This window comes from Micromonospora antibiotica, from assembly GCF_017599305.1.
Classification (GTDB): domain Bacteria; phylum Actinomycetota; class Actinomycetes; order Mycobacteriales; family Micromonosporaceae; genus Micromonospora; species Micromonospora antibiotica.
The window spans coordinates 188,056-203,062 of record NZ_JAGFWR010000006.1 but is presented as its reverse complement, the minus strand read 5'-3'; the positions used below and the strand labels follow the sequence as shown (position 1 = coordinate 203,062).

13 protein-coding genes are annotated in these 15,007 nt (G+C 73.0%); 7 read left to right on the top strand and 6 right to left on the bottom strand.

Features of this window, described 5'->3' with window-relative positions; genetic code table 11:
• Positions 1-30: 30 nt before the first annotated feature.
• The 4 genes from JQN83_RS34115 (at position 31) to JQN83_RS14030 (ending at position 4,851) form a co-directional block, all read left to right on the top strand.
• Positions 31-405: a UBP-type zinc finger domain-containing protein gene (locus JQN83_RS34115; protein ID WP_307799270.1), complete on the top strand. Its 375-nt coding sequence runs from the start codon at positions 31-33 to the stop codon at positions 403-405.
• Positions 406-431: 26 nt separating this feature from the next.
• Positions 432-977, top strand: a complete 546-nt coding sequence (locus tag JQN83_RS14040; protein ID WP_208567571.1) for a hypothetical protein — start codon at positions 432-434, stop codon at positions 975-977.
• Between the two features lie 404 nt (positions 978-1,381).
• Positions 1,382-2,818, top strand: coding sequence for an extracellular solute-binding protein (locus JQN83_RS14035; RefSeq protein WP_244252412.1), 1,437 nt, complete (start codon positions 1,382-1,384; stop codon positions 2,816-2,818).
• Between the two features lie 176 nt (positions 2,819-2,994).
• Positions 2,995-4,851, top strand: a complete 1,857-nt coding sequence (locus JQN83_RS14030; protein WP_307799269.1) for an ABC transporter permease — start codon at positions 2,995-2,997, stop codon at positions 4,849-4,851.
• Here JQN83_RS14030 and JQN83_RS14025 read toward each other — a convergent pair.
• The 5 genes from JQN83_RS14025 to JQN83_RS14005 are packed head-to-tail and all read right to left on the bottom strand — an operon-like array spanning position 4,826 to position 8,487.
• A complete protein-coding gene (locus JQN83_RS14025; protein ID WP_208567569.1) occupies positions 4,826-5,293 on the bottom strand; it encodes a hypothetical protein in 468 nt (155 codons plus the stop codon). The two genes, JQN83_RS14030 and JQN83_RS14025, sit on opposite strands and share 26 nt — an antisense overlap.
• Complete coding sequence (locus JQN83_RS14020) at positions 5,290-6,504, bottom strand: molybdopterin-dependent oxidoreductase (protein ID WP_307799268.1); 1,215 nt, start codon at positions 6,502-6,504, stop codon at positions 5,290-5,292. Before JQN83_RS14020 ends, JQN83_RS14025 begins: the two co-directional genes overlap by 4 nt.
• Complete coding sequence (locus JQN83_RS14015; protein WP_372444026.1) at positions 6,501-7,133, bottom strand: methyltransferase domain-containing protein; 633 nt, start codon at positions 7,131-7,133, stop codon at positions 6,501-6,503. The genes JQN83_RS14020 and JQN83_RS14015 overlap by 4 nt, the downstream gene beginning before the upstream one ends.
• Positions 7,134-7,138: 5 nt before the next feature.
• The gene (locus tag JQN83_RS14010; RefSeq protein WP_208567567.1) at positions 7,139-7,831 is read right to left on the bottom strand and encodes a TIGR04282 family arsenosugar biosynthesis glycosyltransferase; all 693 of its coding nucleotides are present in this window, start codon (positions 7,829-7,831) and stop codon (positions 7,139-7,141) included.
• On the bottom strand, positions 7,828-8,487 hold the full coding sequence (locus tag JQN83_RS14005; protein ID WP_208567566.1) for a glycosyltransferase family 2 protein: 660 nt from the start codon (positions 8,485-8,487) through the stop codon (positions 7,828-7,830). Before JQN83_RS14005 ends, JQN83_RS14010 begins: the two co-directional genes overlap by 4 nt.
• A 153-nt stretch (positions 8,488-8,640) precedes the next feature.
• Here JQN83_RS14005 and JQN83_RS14000 point away from each other — a divergent pair, with 153 nt between their 5' ends.
• The 3 genes from JQN83_RS14000 to JQN83_RS13990 all read left to right on the top strand — a co-directional run bounded on the left by JQN83_RS14000 (position 8,641) and on the right by JQN83_RS13990 (position 13,252).
• Positions 8,641-9,690, top strand: coding sequence for an NAD-dependent epimerase/dehydratase family protein (locus JQN83_RS14000; protein ID WP_307799266.1), 1,050 nt, complete (start codon positions 8,641-8,643; stop codon positions 9,688-9,690).
• A 197-nt stretch (positions 9,691-9,887) separates the two neighbouring features.
• The gene (locus tag JQN83_RS13995) at positions 9,888-11,225 is read left to right on the top strand and encodes a hypothetical protein (protein WP_208567671.1); all 1,338 of its coding nucleotides are present in this window, start codon (positions 9,888-9,890) and stop codon (positions 11,223-11,225) included.
• A 251-nt stretch (positions 11,226-11,476) separates the two neighbouring features.
• Positions 11,477-13,252, top strand: coding sequence for a DUF1996 domain-containing protein (locus JQN83_RS13990; protein ID WP_208567565.1), 1,776 nt, complete (start codon positions 11,477-11,479; stop codon positions 13,250-13,252).
• 165 nt (positions 13,253-13,417) lie between these two features.
• Here the strand turns inward: JQN83_RS13990 and JQN83_RS13985 are convergent, their stop codons facing one another.
• Positions 13,418-14,971 carry a cellulase family glycosylhydrolase gene (locus tag JQN83_RS13985; RefSeq protein ID WP_208567564.1) on the bottom strand — a complete coding sequence of 518 codons (1,554 nt, stop codon included), beginning with the start codon at positions 14,969-14,971 and terminating at the stop codon, positions 13,418-13,420.
• Between the last annotated feature and the right edge of the window lie 36 nt (positions 14,972-15,007).

Below are 15,007 nucleotides of genomic sequence, written 5' to 3'. Positions count from 1 at the left end.
ACCGTAGCGGCGAGTCGAGAGGAACACGCCGTGGCCGATCAGCCCAAGCTCCTCGCCGCGACCGCGGTGGGTGTAACTACGACGGTGCCGCCGAGCGGCCCGGGTTGCGTCGAGTGTGAGTCCTCCGGTGGGTGGTGGTTCCACCTGCGCCGCTGCGCGTCCTGCGGCCAGGTCGGCTGCTGCGACTCCTCGCCGGGCCAGCACGCGACGGCGCACGCGGCCGCGACGGGGCATCCGGTGGTACGCAGTTTCGAACCCGGCGAGTCGTGGTTCTGGGACTACTCCGACGATCAGTTCTATGCCGCTGGTCCGGAGCTGGCCGGGCCGCAGTCGCGTCCGCCCGACCAGCCCGCCCCCGGCCCCGAGGGGCGGGTGCCGGAGGACTGGAAGCGCCGGCTGCACTGACTGTACGCATGCCGGGGGCGGCGGGTTTGGCGCTCAGGCCCGCCGGGCAGTACGCCGCAGTGACCACCGCCGATGAGCCGACCGTCATCGAGTTCCGCCGTTCCCGGGGTCGTGAGGTCGGTTTCCTGGCCACCGCGCTCCCTGTGCTGGCGGTGGCGCTGGCGGTCGTCAATCTGGCCTCCGGCGACCCGTGGTGGGACGGGCTGTGGCTGCCGCTGACGTGGTTCCTGCTCTGGGGGTTCTTCCGGGGGGTGGCCCGTCCGCCGTCCAGCGGCCAGAGGCCGGGGCTGCCCCTGCGGCTCGCCGTGGACCACCTCCAGGTGGCGGGTCCGGGTGAGCGCACCCTGGCCATCGAGTGGTCGAATGTCGCGCGTGCCGAGATCAGCGGATGGTGGTACCCGGTCCTGGCGATCGAGCCGGCCGACCCGGACCGGACCCGCCCCCCGATCGCCCGGTGGGAGTGGGCGACGTACGGGCAGAGCCGGCCGTACGAGATCCGGGTCCCGCTGGTCTACCTGAGCCCCGGCCGTGACCAGCTGCGGCGCGAACTGGCCCGCCGCCTTCCCGCCTGACGTTCCGGCGTCACCGGCCGGCCATCGCGCGGCTCACCAGCGTCAATGGCTCGGGCCTGAGACCCGGAGTGTGTTCTCGGTTAGCAATATTGGTGAAGATGAATTGCGCGGGCGGTCTCCCGAATTGTGTTCAAGGCTAGGCGCGACTTTCCGAAATGTGTAGAGTGGGCGCAGCGCCGCCCCGGTCGCCGTTCCGCCGCCCGGGGCACGAACAGCTCGGGGCAGGCCGGGGAGGGCCCGCCGGTGGCGGGGCGACTTTCCCGATGACTGCGCGGGCAGGAGCGGGCTGAGGCCATCCGATCAGGCAACCGTCCCCGGGCGCGTGCTGTACTGGCGTCCATACAGGACGGTCTTGCCCCTGGCCTCTCCCGGTGGGTCCCGGTGAGGCGAGACGGAGGAGACGGATGTCCATCGAGGACAGTGCGTTACGGTCCCGGCGCGGCTTTCTGGGAATGGGGGTGGGGCTGCTCGGTGCGGCCGGCCTGGCCGCCTGCGGAGGCACCGCACCGTCGACGCCCAGGGCGCAGGCCGAGGTCCCGAAGGAACTCGTCGACGCCGCGGTGGCGCTGAAGGGCTCCTCGCTGGGGATGCTGTCGCAGAAGCTGTACTCGGAGGCGGCGAACGCGGCGCTCGACGCCTCGATCAGGAAGTTCGCCGACACCACCGGCACCAAGATCGGCAACAGCCTGGTCCAGGCGGACGCGGGCGACGTGGTTGCCAAGATCCACGCCGAGGTCCAGGGTGGTGTGGCGCGTGACCTCGCGTTCATGACCGACTCGCGGTTCGTCGCCCAGTTCCAGGCGCTCGGCGACCTGGAGGACGTGACGGACGTCGTCCAGGCGCTGACGGCGACGTACGGCGAACCCACCGCCGAATCCAAGAACTTCTGCGTCTTCGACGGCAGGTGGTTCGCCATTCCCTACCACTTCATCGGGATCGGGTCGTTCCTGCGCAAGGACTGGATGCGCGACGAGGGCATCACCCCCAGGGACGTCTACACCTGGGAGGAGCTGCGGGACCTGTGCCTGGCGATCTCCGACCCCGGCAAGCGGCGGTTCGGCTGGGGCATGACCGTGAACCGCTCCGGTGACGCCAACGGCATGATCGAGGCGCTGATCAACTCCTACGGCGGGGCGATCGCCTCCAACGACGGCCGGAAGGTCACCTTCGACTCTCCCGAGACGGTGCAGGCGGTGACCTTCCTCGCCGACATCTACACCAACCCCCGCTACAAGCCGATGCTGCCGCCGGGAGTGGCCGCCTGGACCGACTCCAGCAACAACGAGAACTGGCTCGCCGGCATCCTCGGCTACACCCGCAACCAGTTCAGCGTCTACGCGGACTCCAAGACCAAGAAGAACCCCGTCTACGACAACACCCACGTCTTCGCCGACTGCACCGGCCCGGCCACCGACAAGTCCCTGCTGCTCGGCCAGTCCCAGGGCTTCGTCATCTTCAAGGGCGCCAAGAACGCCGCCCTGGCCAAGCTCCTGACGCAATACCTGGTCACCGCGCCTGCCCTCGTGGGGGTGGCGAAGGAGGCGCCCGGTCTGGCGCTGCCGGCCTGGGAGAAGGTCTGGGACGCCGACCCGTTCTTCACCAGCGGCGACCCGGCCTTCCCCATCATGCGCAGGATCACCCAACAGCAGCTGCCGCTGTCGACCAGGAACGGCCTCAACTTCCCGCAGAAGGCCAGCGCGGGGCAGCAGGCCGCCGTCGGCGCCTACGTCCTCACCGACATGATGCAGCAGGTCATCCAGGGCACGCCGCCCGCGCAGGCCGTGCGGGCCGCGCACGCCAAGATGGTGCAGATCTTCACCCAGCAGGGGCTGCCGCAGTGACGTCGGTCCGCCCGGCGTCCGCCCCGGCGTCGCGGAGATCCTCGCCGCCGGAATCCCGATTCCGCATCGCGACCCGACGCCGGCTGGGCCGCGACTGGCGACTGGCGGCGCTGTTCCTGGCGCCCACCGCCGTGCTGGTCGGCGGTCTCGTGCTCGTGCCGATCGCCTGGTCGGTCGTGACCAGCACGACGGAACGGCACGGGCAGCAGAGCGTGTTCGTCGGCCTGGCCAACTACCTCGCCCTCGCCGACGACGACCAGTTCCACACGGGAGTGGTGAACTCGTTCGTCTTCACCGCGTACGCCGAGGTGTTCAAGGCGGTGCTGGGGCTGGCCGCGGCCCTGCTGCTGCACCACCGACGGCGGGGACGGGCCGTGCTGGCCGGGCTGCTCCTGCTGCCGTGGGTGGTGCCGACGGTGGTCACCGCGTTCAGTTGGCGCTCGCTGCTCGACCCGATCTTCGGCAGCGTCAACCTGCTGCTCACCGAGTCGGGGATCGGGCCGCTGCTGGTCGACGCGCACCTGGTCGACAGCTGGCCGGCGGGCTGGCTGTCCGAGGCGTCCCTGGCCATGCCGTCGGTGATCATGGTCAACGTGTGGAAGGGGGTGCCGTTCTTCACCGTCGCCTTCCTCGCCGGATTGAAGGCCATCCCCACCGACCTGTACGAGGCGGCGACCGTCGACGGTGCCTCGCCGTGGCGGCGGTTCGTCCACGTGACGCTGCCCGGACTGCGCCACGTGATCACCGTGACGGTCACCCTGTCGTCGATCTGGACGTTCAACAACTTCGACCTCATCTGGCTGCTGACCCAGGGCGGCCCCGGCGACGCGACGGCACCGTACGTGCTGGTCGCGTACTCGAAGGCGATCCTGCAACTGCAGTACGGCGCGGGAGCGGCGGTCACCCTCGTCATGCTGCCGGTCATCGGCTCGCTGGTGTTCGTGCTGGTCCGCCTGTTACGCCGGGACTCGGGCGTGGCGCCGCCCCGACGTTCCCGCAAGCCCCGGCCGGACCGCTCTGCCCGCGCCACCCGTACGGTCCGCACCGCACTGCCGTGGGTCGTCGCGGTGGTCGCCGCCGCCCTGCTGGCCTGGGCGTCACCGCACATCTTCTGGAAGGCGGCCGTCGTCCTCGGGGTCTTCCTCCTGGTCGCGGCGGTGGTCGGCCGGGTGGTCTCGGCCCTCGGGGCCCGGGGGCGTCGCCGGGCGTCGTCGCTGGTGTCGGGGCTGGCGTCCTGGGTCGCCCTGGCCGGGCTGCTCCTGTTCGTCCTGGCCCCGCTGTACTGGATCGTCGTCACGGCCTTCAAGTCCGACGGCCAGATCGTCATGCACGACCGCGACCTGTGGCCGACGCCGTGGAGCCTGCAACAGTTCACCGACCTCTTCGCCACCAAGCCGTTCGGCCGCTGGTACCTCAACACGGTGCTGGTGTCCGTGGCGTCCACCGTGGTCGCGCTGGTCTGCGCCGCCCTCGCCGGCTACGCCCTGGCCCGGCTGCGGTTCCGGGGGGCGCAGGGCTTCACCGTCACGGTGCTGGTGACCTACGTGATGCCGGGCGCGCTGCTGTTCATCCCGCTCTACCAACTGCTCATCGGGGTGCGGCTCACCGACTCGCTGTGGTCGCTGGTCGTGACCTACCCGACCTTCACCCTGCCGTTCGCCACCTGGCTGCTGGCCGGGTACTTCGCGTCGATCCCCGTCGAGTTGGAGGAGGCCGCGCTGGTCGACGGCTGCACCCGGTTCCAGGCGTTCCTGCGGGTGATGCTGCCCCTGGCCAAGCCGGGACTGCTGGCGGTCGCGTTGTTCACCCTGACCAACGCCTGGAACGAGTTCCTCTTCGCCTTCGTGTTCATCACCAAGGACGAGTACAAGACCCTCCCGGTGGGGATGCAGTCGATGATCACCGGGGACGTCGTGCCGCAGGGGCAGCTCGCCGCCGCGTCGCTGCTGGTCAGCATCCCCGTGGTGATCATGTACGCCTTCGGGCAGCGCTTCCTGACCGAAGGGCTCACCGCCGGGGCGGTGAAGGGCTGACCGGGGCGGTCGGCCCGTCCGGCCCGTCCGGGGCCGGTCGCCGGGAGCGCCGCCGGTCGGCCGCCCAGCAGGTCAGCAGTGTCGCAACGGCGATCAGCAGCAGGACGACCGCGAGGTTACGGCCGTAGGGCAGCGGCAGCACCGACGGGTCGTCCGGCGGCCGGCCGACACCGAGGACGAGCGGAAACGCCACGACGGTGACCGTGGCGGCACTGATCACGCCGGCCCGCACCACCGGCCGGTGACGTTGCGGGACCCACCGGGCGAGCAGCGCGCCGACGCCCAGCAGCCCGGCCATCCAGACGAGGTCGTGCCCGGCCAACACCCCGGCCAGGAAGAGCAGCACCCCGGCCGGCCGCAGGTCGGGGTCGGCGAGCGCGCCCACCACGGCGTACCCGATCAGCAGGGTGCCGACCGCGACGAGCGCCACCCGGGTCCTCACGACGCCTCCCGGACGGTGAGCCGACCGACCCACTTGGTCTGCAACACACCGGGCCGGTTCGGGGCGATCAACCGGGCCGGGTAGCCGTGGTCGGGGTGCAGGGGTGCCCCACCCAACCGCAGCGCGATCAGCGTCAACGGGTCACGCACGTGCGCCGCCCCGACGGTCGACGTGCGGTAGCGGCCGGCCGTCTCCAACGACTCGACCAGCACCGTCGCCCGGTCCGGGTCGACGCCCACCAACGCGACCAGGTCCCGCAGTCGTACGCCGGTCCACCGCCCGGTGGCGCTCCACCCCTCCACACAGGCGATCGGCAGCTCGGCGGTGTGCTGCGGCAGGGCGCGCAGGGCGGCGAGATCCAGTTCGGTGCGCCGGTGGGGACCCTCGACCACCAGCCGGTACGCCGGGTCGAGCGCCTGGGCGCGGACCCCGGCGCGGTGGGCGGTCTTGTTGACCGGCAGCCCCTGCGGCCCGACGTCCGGTCGGCGGGGCGCGAGCACCGCCAGGGCGGACAGCGGGCGGACGGTCTGCCCGACGGTGGTCAGGGTGACCAGCCCGGCCGCGGCGGCGATCCCACCGAGCAACCCGCGTCGGCTGAGCCGCTCCCGCGCAGATTCGGCGGTGGTCGGGCCGAGCGCAGCGCGTACCGCAGGCAACTGCACGCCGACGTGCACCAGCAGCGCACCGACCGACAACCACGCCACCCGGTAGTGCCCGGCGGTGAAGAAGAACGGCATCGGCGCGTACCAGCGGGCGACGTTGAGGACGCCGCCGATCACCTGGAACAGCGCCGCCGCGACCAGCACGGCGACGCTGGCGCGTTCGAGCGCGTGGGCGAGCGACCGGACCGGCGGCCAGCGGAACAGGTGGTGGTAGACCGACCACAGCTTGGCCCCGAGCAGCGGCACCGTGGCCAGACCGGTCGCCACGTGCAGGCCCTGGGTGAACCGGTAGAGGCCCACCGGGCGGGACGGCCACGGCAACCAGCCCGGCGGGTGCTGGATCAGGTGACTGAGCAGCCCGGTCAGGAAGCAGACGGCGAACGCCACCCCGAGCGCGACGCCGAGCTGGCTGGTCAACCGGGTCGACCGTAACGGGGACGGGAAACCGTCAGGCCGCAGCGGCCCGCGCCGCAGCGCCCCGGGCGGGGCCGGCAGGGGTGCCGACCACCGTCGGGCGAGCCGCCGCAGCGCGGCCGGCCGGCCGGTCACCGGGGGGTGAGGGTGGCGAACCACCGGCCCGCCTCCGTCCAGGTGTCGTGCACCCGCAACGCGGTGCCCCCGGCCAGTACGGAAAGGTCGTCGAGGGGTACGCAGGCCCACGGCAGCGGGCTGCCGACACCACCCGGGGTCTGCACCATGGCCGTGCCGGACCAGGCCGGCGTGCCCGGCGGCGCGAACTCGGCGTGCAGGTGGCCGTCGGCCGCCAGCAGCCGACGACACCGCCGCAGCAGCCGGTACGGGTCACCGCCGATGCCGACGTTGCCGTCGGCCAGCAGCAGGTGCGGCCAACGCCCGGCACCCGGCACCGGGCCGAAGACGTCGCGTTGCAGCGCGACGGCACCGCGTTCCCGGGCCAGCCGGACGGCGGTGGCGCTGACGTCGATGCCGAGCGCCGGCTGCCCGGCGTCGATCAGCGCGCCGGTGAGCCGCCCGGGGCCGCAACCGACGTCGAGGGTGGGTCCGGTGCAGCGCCGCAGCAGGGTCGCGTCCCCGGCGATGGCGTCCCGGCACCAGCCGGCCGGGTCGAACCGGTGCACGCCACCGCTCGGGTGCCGGGCGGTGAACGCGGCGGGGACACCCGACGCGGCCCGGTCGAATACGGCATCGAAGAGGGCCACCGCGTTCACCGGGCGACCGCCGTGGGGGACGGCACGTCGCGGGCGACGGCCACGGTGAACCGGCTGCCCGGCGGGCACACCGCGGCCACCGCGTGGGCGTCGGCGGCGGTGTCCACGTCCCGCAGCCGGGGCAGCAGGTGGACCCGCAGACCGAGGCGGCGCAACGCGGCCAGGGTGAGCTGCCCGGTGCTCGGCAGAGAGGTGGGGATCGCGCGCAGGACCGAGGCGTGGCCGGGCTCGCGTAGTCCCAGCGTCCACCAGCCGCCGTCGTCGGCCGGACCGAGCACCGCGTCCGGCCCGTCCGGCCGGCGCAGCAGTTCCAGTGCGGCGTCGAGGTGGGCGGCGGTGAGCTGCGGGGTGTCCATGCCGATCAGCAGGGTGGCCGTGCCCGCCGTGCGGGTGTCGGCGAAGGCGTGGGCGAGGCGGTCGCCGAGCGGGCCGCCCCGTTGGGCGAGCCTCGTCCAGCCCTGGGGGGCCGGGTGGTCGCCGTCGACGACCAGGACCCGGGTGCCGGCCGTGGCCGTGGCGACGGTGTCGAGGGTGTCGGCCAACGCCGCCGCGGCCACCCGGGCGGCCTGGACCGGAGTGCAGGGCGGGCAGAGCCGGGTCTTGACCCGGCCGGGCTCCGGGGTCTTGGCCAGCACCAGCACCTGCGGTGCGCGGGACCCGGGAACGTGCGACTGTCGGGGGACGTTCACCGGGCCAGCACCGCGCTCATGTCGCGGACGGCGCGGGCGGTGCCGAGCACCGTGCCGGTCACCTTCGACCGGGTCCCGGCCGCCCTCGGGTGGTAGTCGACGTCGATCTCGACCACCCGCCAGCCGGCCCGACCGGCCGAGATCAGCAGCTCCAACGGGTAACCGAAACGGCGGTCACGCAGCCCCAACGCCAGCAGGTCGGCCCGGCGGACGGCCCGGATCGGCCCGATGTCGTGGACGTCGAGGCCGGTGGTCCGGCGCAGCCGGTGCGCCAGCAGGGCGTTGGCGACCCGGGCGTGCAGGGGCCACACGCCGCGTGCGGTGGGGCGTCGCCGGCCGGTGCCCAACTCCGCCTCGCCGGCCCGGACGGGATCGGCCAGCCGGGGCAGCTGCGCCGGATCGAACGACCCGTCGGCGTCCAGCACACACACCACCCCGTCGACCGGGTCGGCCGCCAGGACCCCGGCGTGCACGGCGGCACCGTACCCGGGTTCGGTCACGCTGATCACCTCGACGCCGCAGGCGCGGGCCACTGCCGCCGAGCCGTCGGTCGAGCCGTTGTCCACCACGATCGGCCGGTAGCCGGCCGGCATCCGGGCCAGCAGGTCGGGCAGGGCCGGGGCCTCGTTGCGGCAGGGAAGAACCACGTCGGTCATGCTGCGGACGCTAGGACACGATCCGGCCGGAAGTTCTTACCTGCTGATGACGGAATCCGGGGCACCGGCGACCCGCGCACGGAGTTCTTACGAACCGCTGACGGGCCGTCGCGGCCGGGGCACGGCGACGCGTCCCGGCCCTACCGTCGGCGGGTGACTCACGTACTCGTGACCGGCGGCGCCGGTTTCATCGGCACCCACGTGGTGACCGCCCTGCACGATGCCGGCCACCGGGTGACGATCGTGGACTGCGGTCATCCCGGTGCGCACCGCCGGCCGTTGCCGGACACGGTGGCGGGCGCCCCGGTCGTCCGGCTCGACGTGCGCGACGGGCCGGGCGTCGCCGGGGTCCTGGCCGGTGTCGACGCGGTGGTGCACCAGGCGGCCATGGTGGGACTCGGCGTCGACCTGGACGACCTGCCCGAGTACGTCGGCTGCAACGACCTCGGCACCGCCGTCCTGCTCGCCGCGATGGCCCGGGCGGGCGTGCACCGGTTGGTGCTCGCCAGCTCCATGGTGGTCTACGGCGAGGGCGCCTACGTCTGCGCCGGACATGGCCCGGTGCGCCCCGGGCCGCGTACCGTCGCCGACCTGGCCGCCGGCCGCTTCGAGGCGACCTGTCCGAGCTGCGGCGTCGCCGTCACGCCGGGCCTGGTCGACGAGGACGCCCCGCTGGACCCCCGCAGCGGGTACGCCGCCACCAAGGTCGCCCAGGAGCACCTCACCGCCGCGTGGGCCCGGCAGACCGGCGGCGCGGTGGTGGCGTTGCGCTACCACAACGTCTACGGGCCGGGGATGCCCCGGGACACCCCGTACAGCGGGGTCGCGGCGATGTTCCGTTCGGCGCTGGAGGCGGGGCAGGCACCGCGGGTGTTCGAGGACGGCGGCCAGCGCCGCGACTTCGTGCACGTCCGCGACGTGGCGGCGGCCAACCTCGCCGCCCTGGACGCGACCGGTACGGGCACCGGTTGGCGGGCGTACAACGTGGCCTCCGGCCGGCCGGCCACCATCGGCCAGTTGGCCACGGAGCTGGCCCGAGCTGCCGGCGGGCCGTCGCCGGTGGTCACCGGCGAGTTCCGGCTGGCCGACGTGCGGCACGTGGTCGCCTCGCCCACCCGGGCCGAGACCGAACTCGGCTTCCGGGCCGTGGTGGGCCTCGCCGACGGGATCGCGGAGTTCGCCCACGCGCCGCTGCGCGGGTGAGCGGCATCCCGCGTCGCCCCGAGCGGGCGGGCCCCCCGTCGCCCGCGAGCGGCACCCTGTGCGGCGGGCCGGTGGGTGCGGGCGGTCCGCCGGGTGGCCGTGCGGCGGAGCCGGGTGACCCCCCGGGCCACCGCGCCCCGGGCGACCGTCCGCGCCCGTCGGGTGACACCCCGCGCCACCGGCCGCCGCGCGCCGACCTGATCGCCGTCGCTGCCGCGCTCGGCCTGTTCGCGGTGGCCTCCGTCACCGGTGGCCTGCTCTACCTGTGGGGACGCCCGGTGCATGCCACCTCGGCGCCGCTGTTCGCGCAGTGGCTGCCGCACGTCGGCCCCGGCACCCCGCTGGCCCTGCTGGTGGCCGCGCTGGTCTGGTGGCGCGGGCCCGCCCTGGCCGCCCGGCTGGCCTGGCGAGGGCTGCTCGCGGTCTCCTACGCCGCCGCCGTGGCCTGGACGCTGTCGCTGGCCCTGGTCGACGGCTGGCAGCGCGGCGTCGCCGGTCGGCTGACCACCACCTACGAGTACCTGCACGAGGTCCCGGGCGTCACCGACATCCCCGCCATGCTGGCCGGGTTCAGCGGTCGGATCCTCGGCCTCCAACCGGACTCCTGGACCACCCACGTGTCCGGTCACCCACCGGGGGCCCTGCTCGTCTTCGTCGTCCTCGACCGGATCGGGTTGTCCGGCGGCGGCTGGGCCGGGGTGCTGTGCATCCTGGTGGCGGCCCTCGTCGCCGTCGCCGTGCCGCACACCGTACGGCTGCTCGGCACCGACGAGGCGGCCCGTGCGGTGGTGCCGTTCGTGGTGCTGTTCCCCGGGGCGGTCTGGTCCGGGGTGTCCGCCGACGGGTTGTTCGCCGGGGTGACCGCCACCGCGGTGGCCCTGCTGGCGTACGGCGTCATCCGGGGGCGTGCGCTGGGCGCGGTCGGCGGTGGCGCCCTGTTGGCGTTCGGCTGCTACCTCTCCTACGGGCTGGTCCTGATGGCGCCGGTCGCGTTGGCCGTCGTCGTGCTGGCCGGCCGACGCTGGCGCACCGTGGGCTGGGCGTTCGTCGGGGCGGTGCCGGTCGCCGCCGCGTTCACCGTCGCCGGCTTCTGGTGGCCCACCGGCTATGACCTCGTCATCGAGCGCTACTACCAGGGTCTCGCCTCCGACCGGGCGTACGCCTACTGGGTCTGGGCCGACCTCGCGGTGGTCGTCGTGGCCGCCGGTCCCGTGGTGGCCGTGATCCTGCGGCGCGCGGTGCCGGCCGGGTGGCGGGCCGTTTCTCGGCGGCACCGGGACGGCGTGCGGACTGCCGACCGGCGGCCGGGGGTGGTGCACGCCAGCTGGCTGCTGCCGCTGGCCGCCACGGCGGTGATCCTCGCCGCCGACCTGTCCGGCTACAGCAAGGCCGAGGTCGAACGCATCTGGCTGCCCTTCATGGTCTGGCTGATGGCGGGGGCGGCCCTGATCCCGCCCGCCGACCGCCGTGGCTGGTTGGCCGCGCAGGCGGCGGTGGCGCTCACGATCAACCACCTGCTGCTGACGGTCTGGTAGACCACCCGGCGGCGACCACCCCCACACCGCTGACGCAGCGGCCGAAGACCGTGTCGTCGGCCGCTGTTGCCGGCTGCCCGAGGACGCAACGGCTCAGCGGCGTGCCGGTCACCGCCGTCACCGAGGGAGCCGGGGACTTCTTACCGAACCATGACGGGGCCGGCGACCGTTGACCGTCGACCGGGTGCCGGCCCGTACCGAGTGGAGACAGCAACATCACCGGAGCCGTTCGCGGCTTTGAGGAGATTCCGATGAACCGCAGAAAGAACGGGACCGCGCTGGTCCAGACCCGGCCGGCCAGGATCGCCCTGGCCGCGGTCGTGCTGGCGGCCACCGGTGCGCTCACCGTCACCTTCGTCTCCAGCGGCGGCAAGGGCACCGCCGACGCCGCCACCAGCCTCGACCAGTTCGTGCAGATCGAGAACGTGTCGCCGAACGTGCGGAATCCACAGCCGGCTGCCGGCGGGTCGACCGGCCGGTTCACCGTGGACTGCGGCACGAACGGCAACGGCAAGTTCAGCCCGGACAACCCGGTGGCCCAGCCCGGCATCCGCAACGGCGCCGAACACGTCCACGACTTCGTCGGCAACCTGGCCATCACCGCGAACTCCTCCAACGCCGACCTGGACGCCTCCGGCACCACCTGCCGCAACGGTGACAAGTCGTCCTACTTCTGGCCGGTGGTGCGCATCGACAAGAGCGTGCGCAGCGACAACCAGGTCCAGCAGGCCCTCGCCCAGACCCAGCCGGTGGTCGTCTGCCCCTCGGTCGGCAAGCGGCTGCGTGCCGTCCCCACCGGGGCCCGCGGCACCGTGGACCGGCTGCTCGCCGAGCTGGACCGCCAGCAGGCCGCCGCGAACCAGCGGATGACGGCCAGCCGGGGCCGCATCGACGCCGCGTTCAACCGGGAGGTCATCGACTCGTTGCGGGAACGCCGCGCCGCGATGATCAAGCAGATCAGCACCACGGTCACCGCCGCCGGCGGCAACCAGCCCGGCCTGGTCTCGCTGGTCGAGTGCGACATCAGCTACGACGACATGCACGCCCGGATGCCCGGCAGCGCCCACCGCGCCAGCATCAAGGCGGCCCAGGCAGCGAACCCGCGCATCCAGTGTCCCACGGTCCGCGACAAGCTGCCCGGCGTGCCCGCCGGGGCGCTCGCCGAGGTGAACCGCAACCTCGACGAACTCGACCGGCAGATCTCCGAGGCCAACGAGCGCCTCGTCACCAGCCGGGGCCAGGGCGGCCCGGCCTTCGTCGACAACGCCATCCTCGGGCCGCTGCGGGCCAAGCGGATCGCCGTGCTCGACCGGATCGCCATCGCGATCAGCCGGCAGGCCGCCCGTCCGCAGGGTCTCGAAGCGTTCGCCACCTGCACCCTGGACCAGGCCCCGGGTGCCTCGGCGGCACCGAGTAACGCGCCGACCGCCGCCGCGCCCACCACCCCCGCCGCGCTGCCCGACCCGCAGGGGCCCGACTTCGAGCTGCCCGGCAACACCGGCGGCATCGTCCGCCCGGCGCAGGTGCTGATCGAATACCGCGGCAACCCCGTCAGCAAGGTGGTGCCGATGCCGAAGTTCCTCCGTGCCCTCACCGGTGACGCCAAGCCCACCAGCCGGGGCCCGGCCAACGCCCGCGCCACCTGGAGCTGCTCGGGCTTCGCCGACCGGCTCTCCGACAAGTACCCGATCTGCCCCGCCGGCAGCCAGGTCCAGCGCGTGCAGGACTTCCCCGGCTGCTGGGACGGCAAGAACATCGACAGCGACAACCACCGCAACCACGTCGCTTTCGCCGACAAGGCCACCGGTGCCTGCCCGCAGGGCTTCCAGGCGATCCCGCAGCTGCGGATCACCATCGGCTACGACATCCCCCGCGACGTGCAGGTCAAGGGTCAGTACGCGCTCGACTCGTTCCCCGAGGAGAACCACAACCCGTTCTCCGACCACAACGACTTCGTCAACGTCAACTCGGCGCAGACCATGCAGCGCATCGCGACCTGCATCAACAAGGGCAAGAACTGCTCCTGACGTGCCGGGGCGGGAGCCTGCACACGAGCCTTCCATCCGGGGCTGCAGTGCGGACGGGGGTGGGTGCGGCGAACGGTCGCCGCGCCCACCCCCACCGTTACTCCGTCGGTCGCGTCACCGACCACCGACGCCGGGTTGCTGCCGGCGGGGGAGGGCCGGGGTCGGTTACGGCGTGACGGAGAGCAGGTGCGCGCGGTAACCCTCGCCGTAGCTCTTGGTCGGGGTGCCGCTGTAGTCCTCGATGAGCACGTTGCCACCGCTGCAACCCCACGGGTTCCAGGTCCACGCGGTGTAGCCGAGCCGCTTGCCGTCCAGCCAGGTCATCAACCGGTCGATGTAGTCGTGGGCGCAGCTGTCCTGGCCGATCTCCCCGGCGTGCACCGGCACCTGCGCGGCCACCGGTGCGATCTGGGTGTCCCAGCAGGTCTCGGTGACGCAGGCGTTGAAGTTGTACGAGTGCCAGGAGGCCACAATGTTGTTGCGCGGGTCGGTCGGCTTGTAGGCCAGCCACTGGGTCAGGTCGTTGGTCCAGGTCAGACCGGGGACCAGCAGGACGTTGGTGGCGCCGGTGGCGCGGACGGCGTCGACCAGGCTCTGCATGCCCGCCACCGGGTACTCGATGCCGGTGCAGGTGCCGCCGTCACGCAGGCAGCGCCACGCGGCCGTCATGTCCGACCAGTTGTTGGCGGCGTCCGGGTACGGCTCGTTGAACAGGTCGAACAGCACCGCGTCGTTGCCCTTGAACGCGTTGGCGACCCCGGTCCAGAACTGGGGTGTGTACTGCCGGCTCGGCATCGGCTTCTGACAGGTGGCGTTCACGTCGGGGCAGGCCGAGATGTTGCCGGTGTACTGGCCGTGGGTCCAGTGCAGGTCGAGGATCGGGTTGATGCCGTTGGCGACGAGCAGGTTCGCGTACGCCTTGACCGCCTGCTGGTAGGTGGCGCCGCTGGGCGAGCCGGACAGGCCCAGCCAGCAGTCCTCGTTGAGCGGGATCCGGACGGCGCGGATGTTCCATGCCTTCATCGCGTCGACGGAGGCCTGGTCGACCGGGCCGCTGTCCCACATGCCCTTGCCCTGGACGCAGGCGAACTCGCCGCTGGCCCGGTTGACGCCGAGCAGGCGGTAGGTCGCGCCGGCCGCCGTCACCAGCCGGTTGCCGGAGACCCGCAGGCTCGGCGCGGCACCGCCGGGCGGCGGGGTGGTCGTCGGCGGCGGGGTGGTCGGCGGGGGAGTGGTGGGTGGCGGCGTGGTGGTGGGCGGCGGTGGGGTGGTCGTGGGCGGCGGGGTGGGCGTCGTGGGGTCGACCACGCCGGTGCAGGTCGTCCCGTTGAGCGCGAACGACTTGGGTACGGGGTTGGTCCCGCTCCACGCGCCGTTGAAGCCGATCGTGGTGGACGCGCCGGTGTTCAGCGCGCCGTTCCAGCTCAGGCTGGCCGCCGACACCCGGGCGCCGGATTGCGACCAGGTGGCGCTCCAGCCCTGGGTGACCCGCTGGTCGGTGTCCGGGAAGTCGAACGTCAGCGTCCAGCCGGCCACGGCCGAGCCGAGGTTGGTGATGGCGATGTTGCCGCTGAACCCGCCGTTCCACTGGCTCTGCACGGTGTAGGTGACCGCGCAGCCCGAGGCTGCGGCCGAGGCGGGCAGGGTGGCTGCGGTCAGGCTGGCCGCCACCAGCGTGCCGGCGGCTGCCGATGCCAGCAGGGCATGTCGACGTGTCATGAAGCTCTCCTAGATATAGCGGGGAGCGTCGATGGG

Excerpts from the sequence above, each read along its gene's own strand:
- JQN83_RS14035 (WP_244252412.1), top strand. The coding sequence starts at position 1,382 with ATGTCCATCGAGGACAGTGCGTTACGGTCCCGGCGCGGCTTTCTGGGA.
- JQN83_RS13985 (WP_208567564.1), bottom strand. The coding sequence starts at position 14,971 with ATGACACGTCGACATGCCCTGCTGGCATCGGCAGCCGCCGGCACGCTG.
- JQN83_RS14005 (WP_208567566.1), bottom strand. The coding sequence starts at position 8,487 with ATGACCGACGTGGTTCTTCCCTGCCGCAACGAGGCCCCGGCCCTGCCC.
- JQN83_RS13990 (WP_208567565.1), top strand. The coding sequence starts at position 11,477 with ATGAACCGCAGAAAGAACGGGACCGCGCTGGTCCAGACCCGGCCGGCC.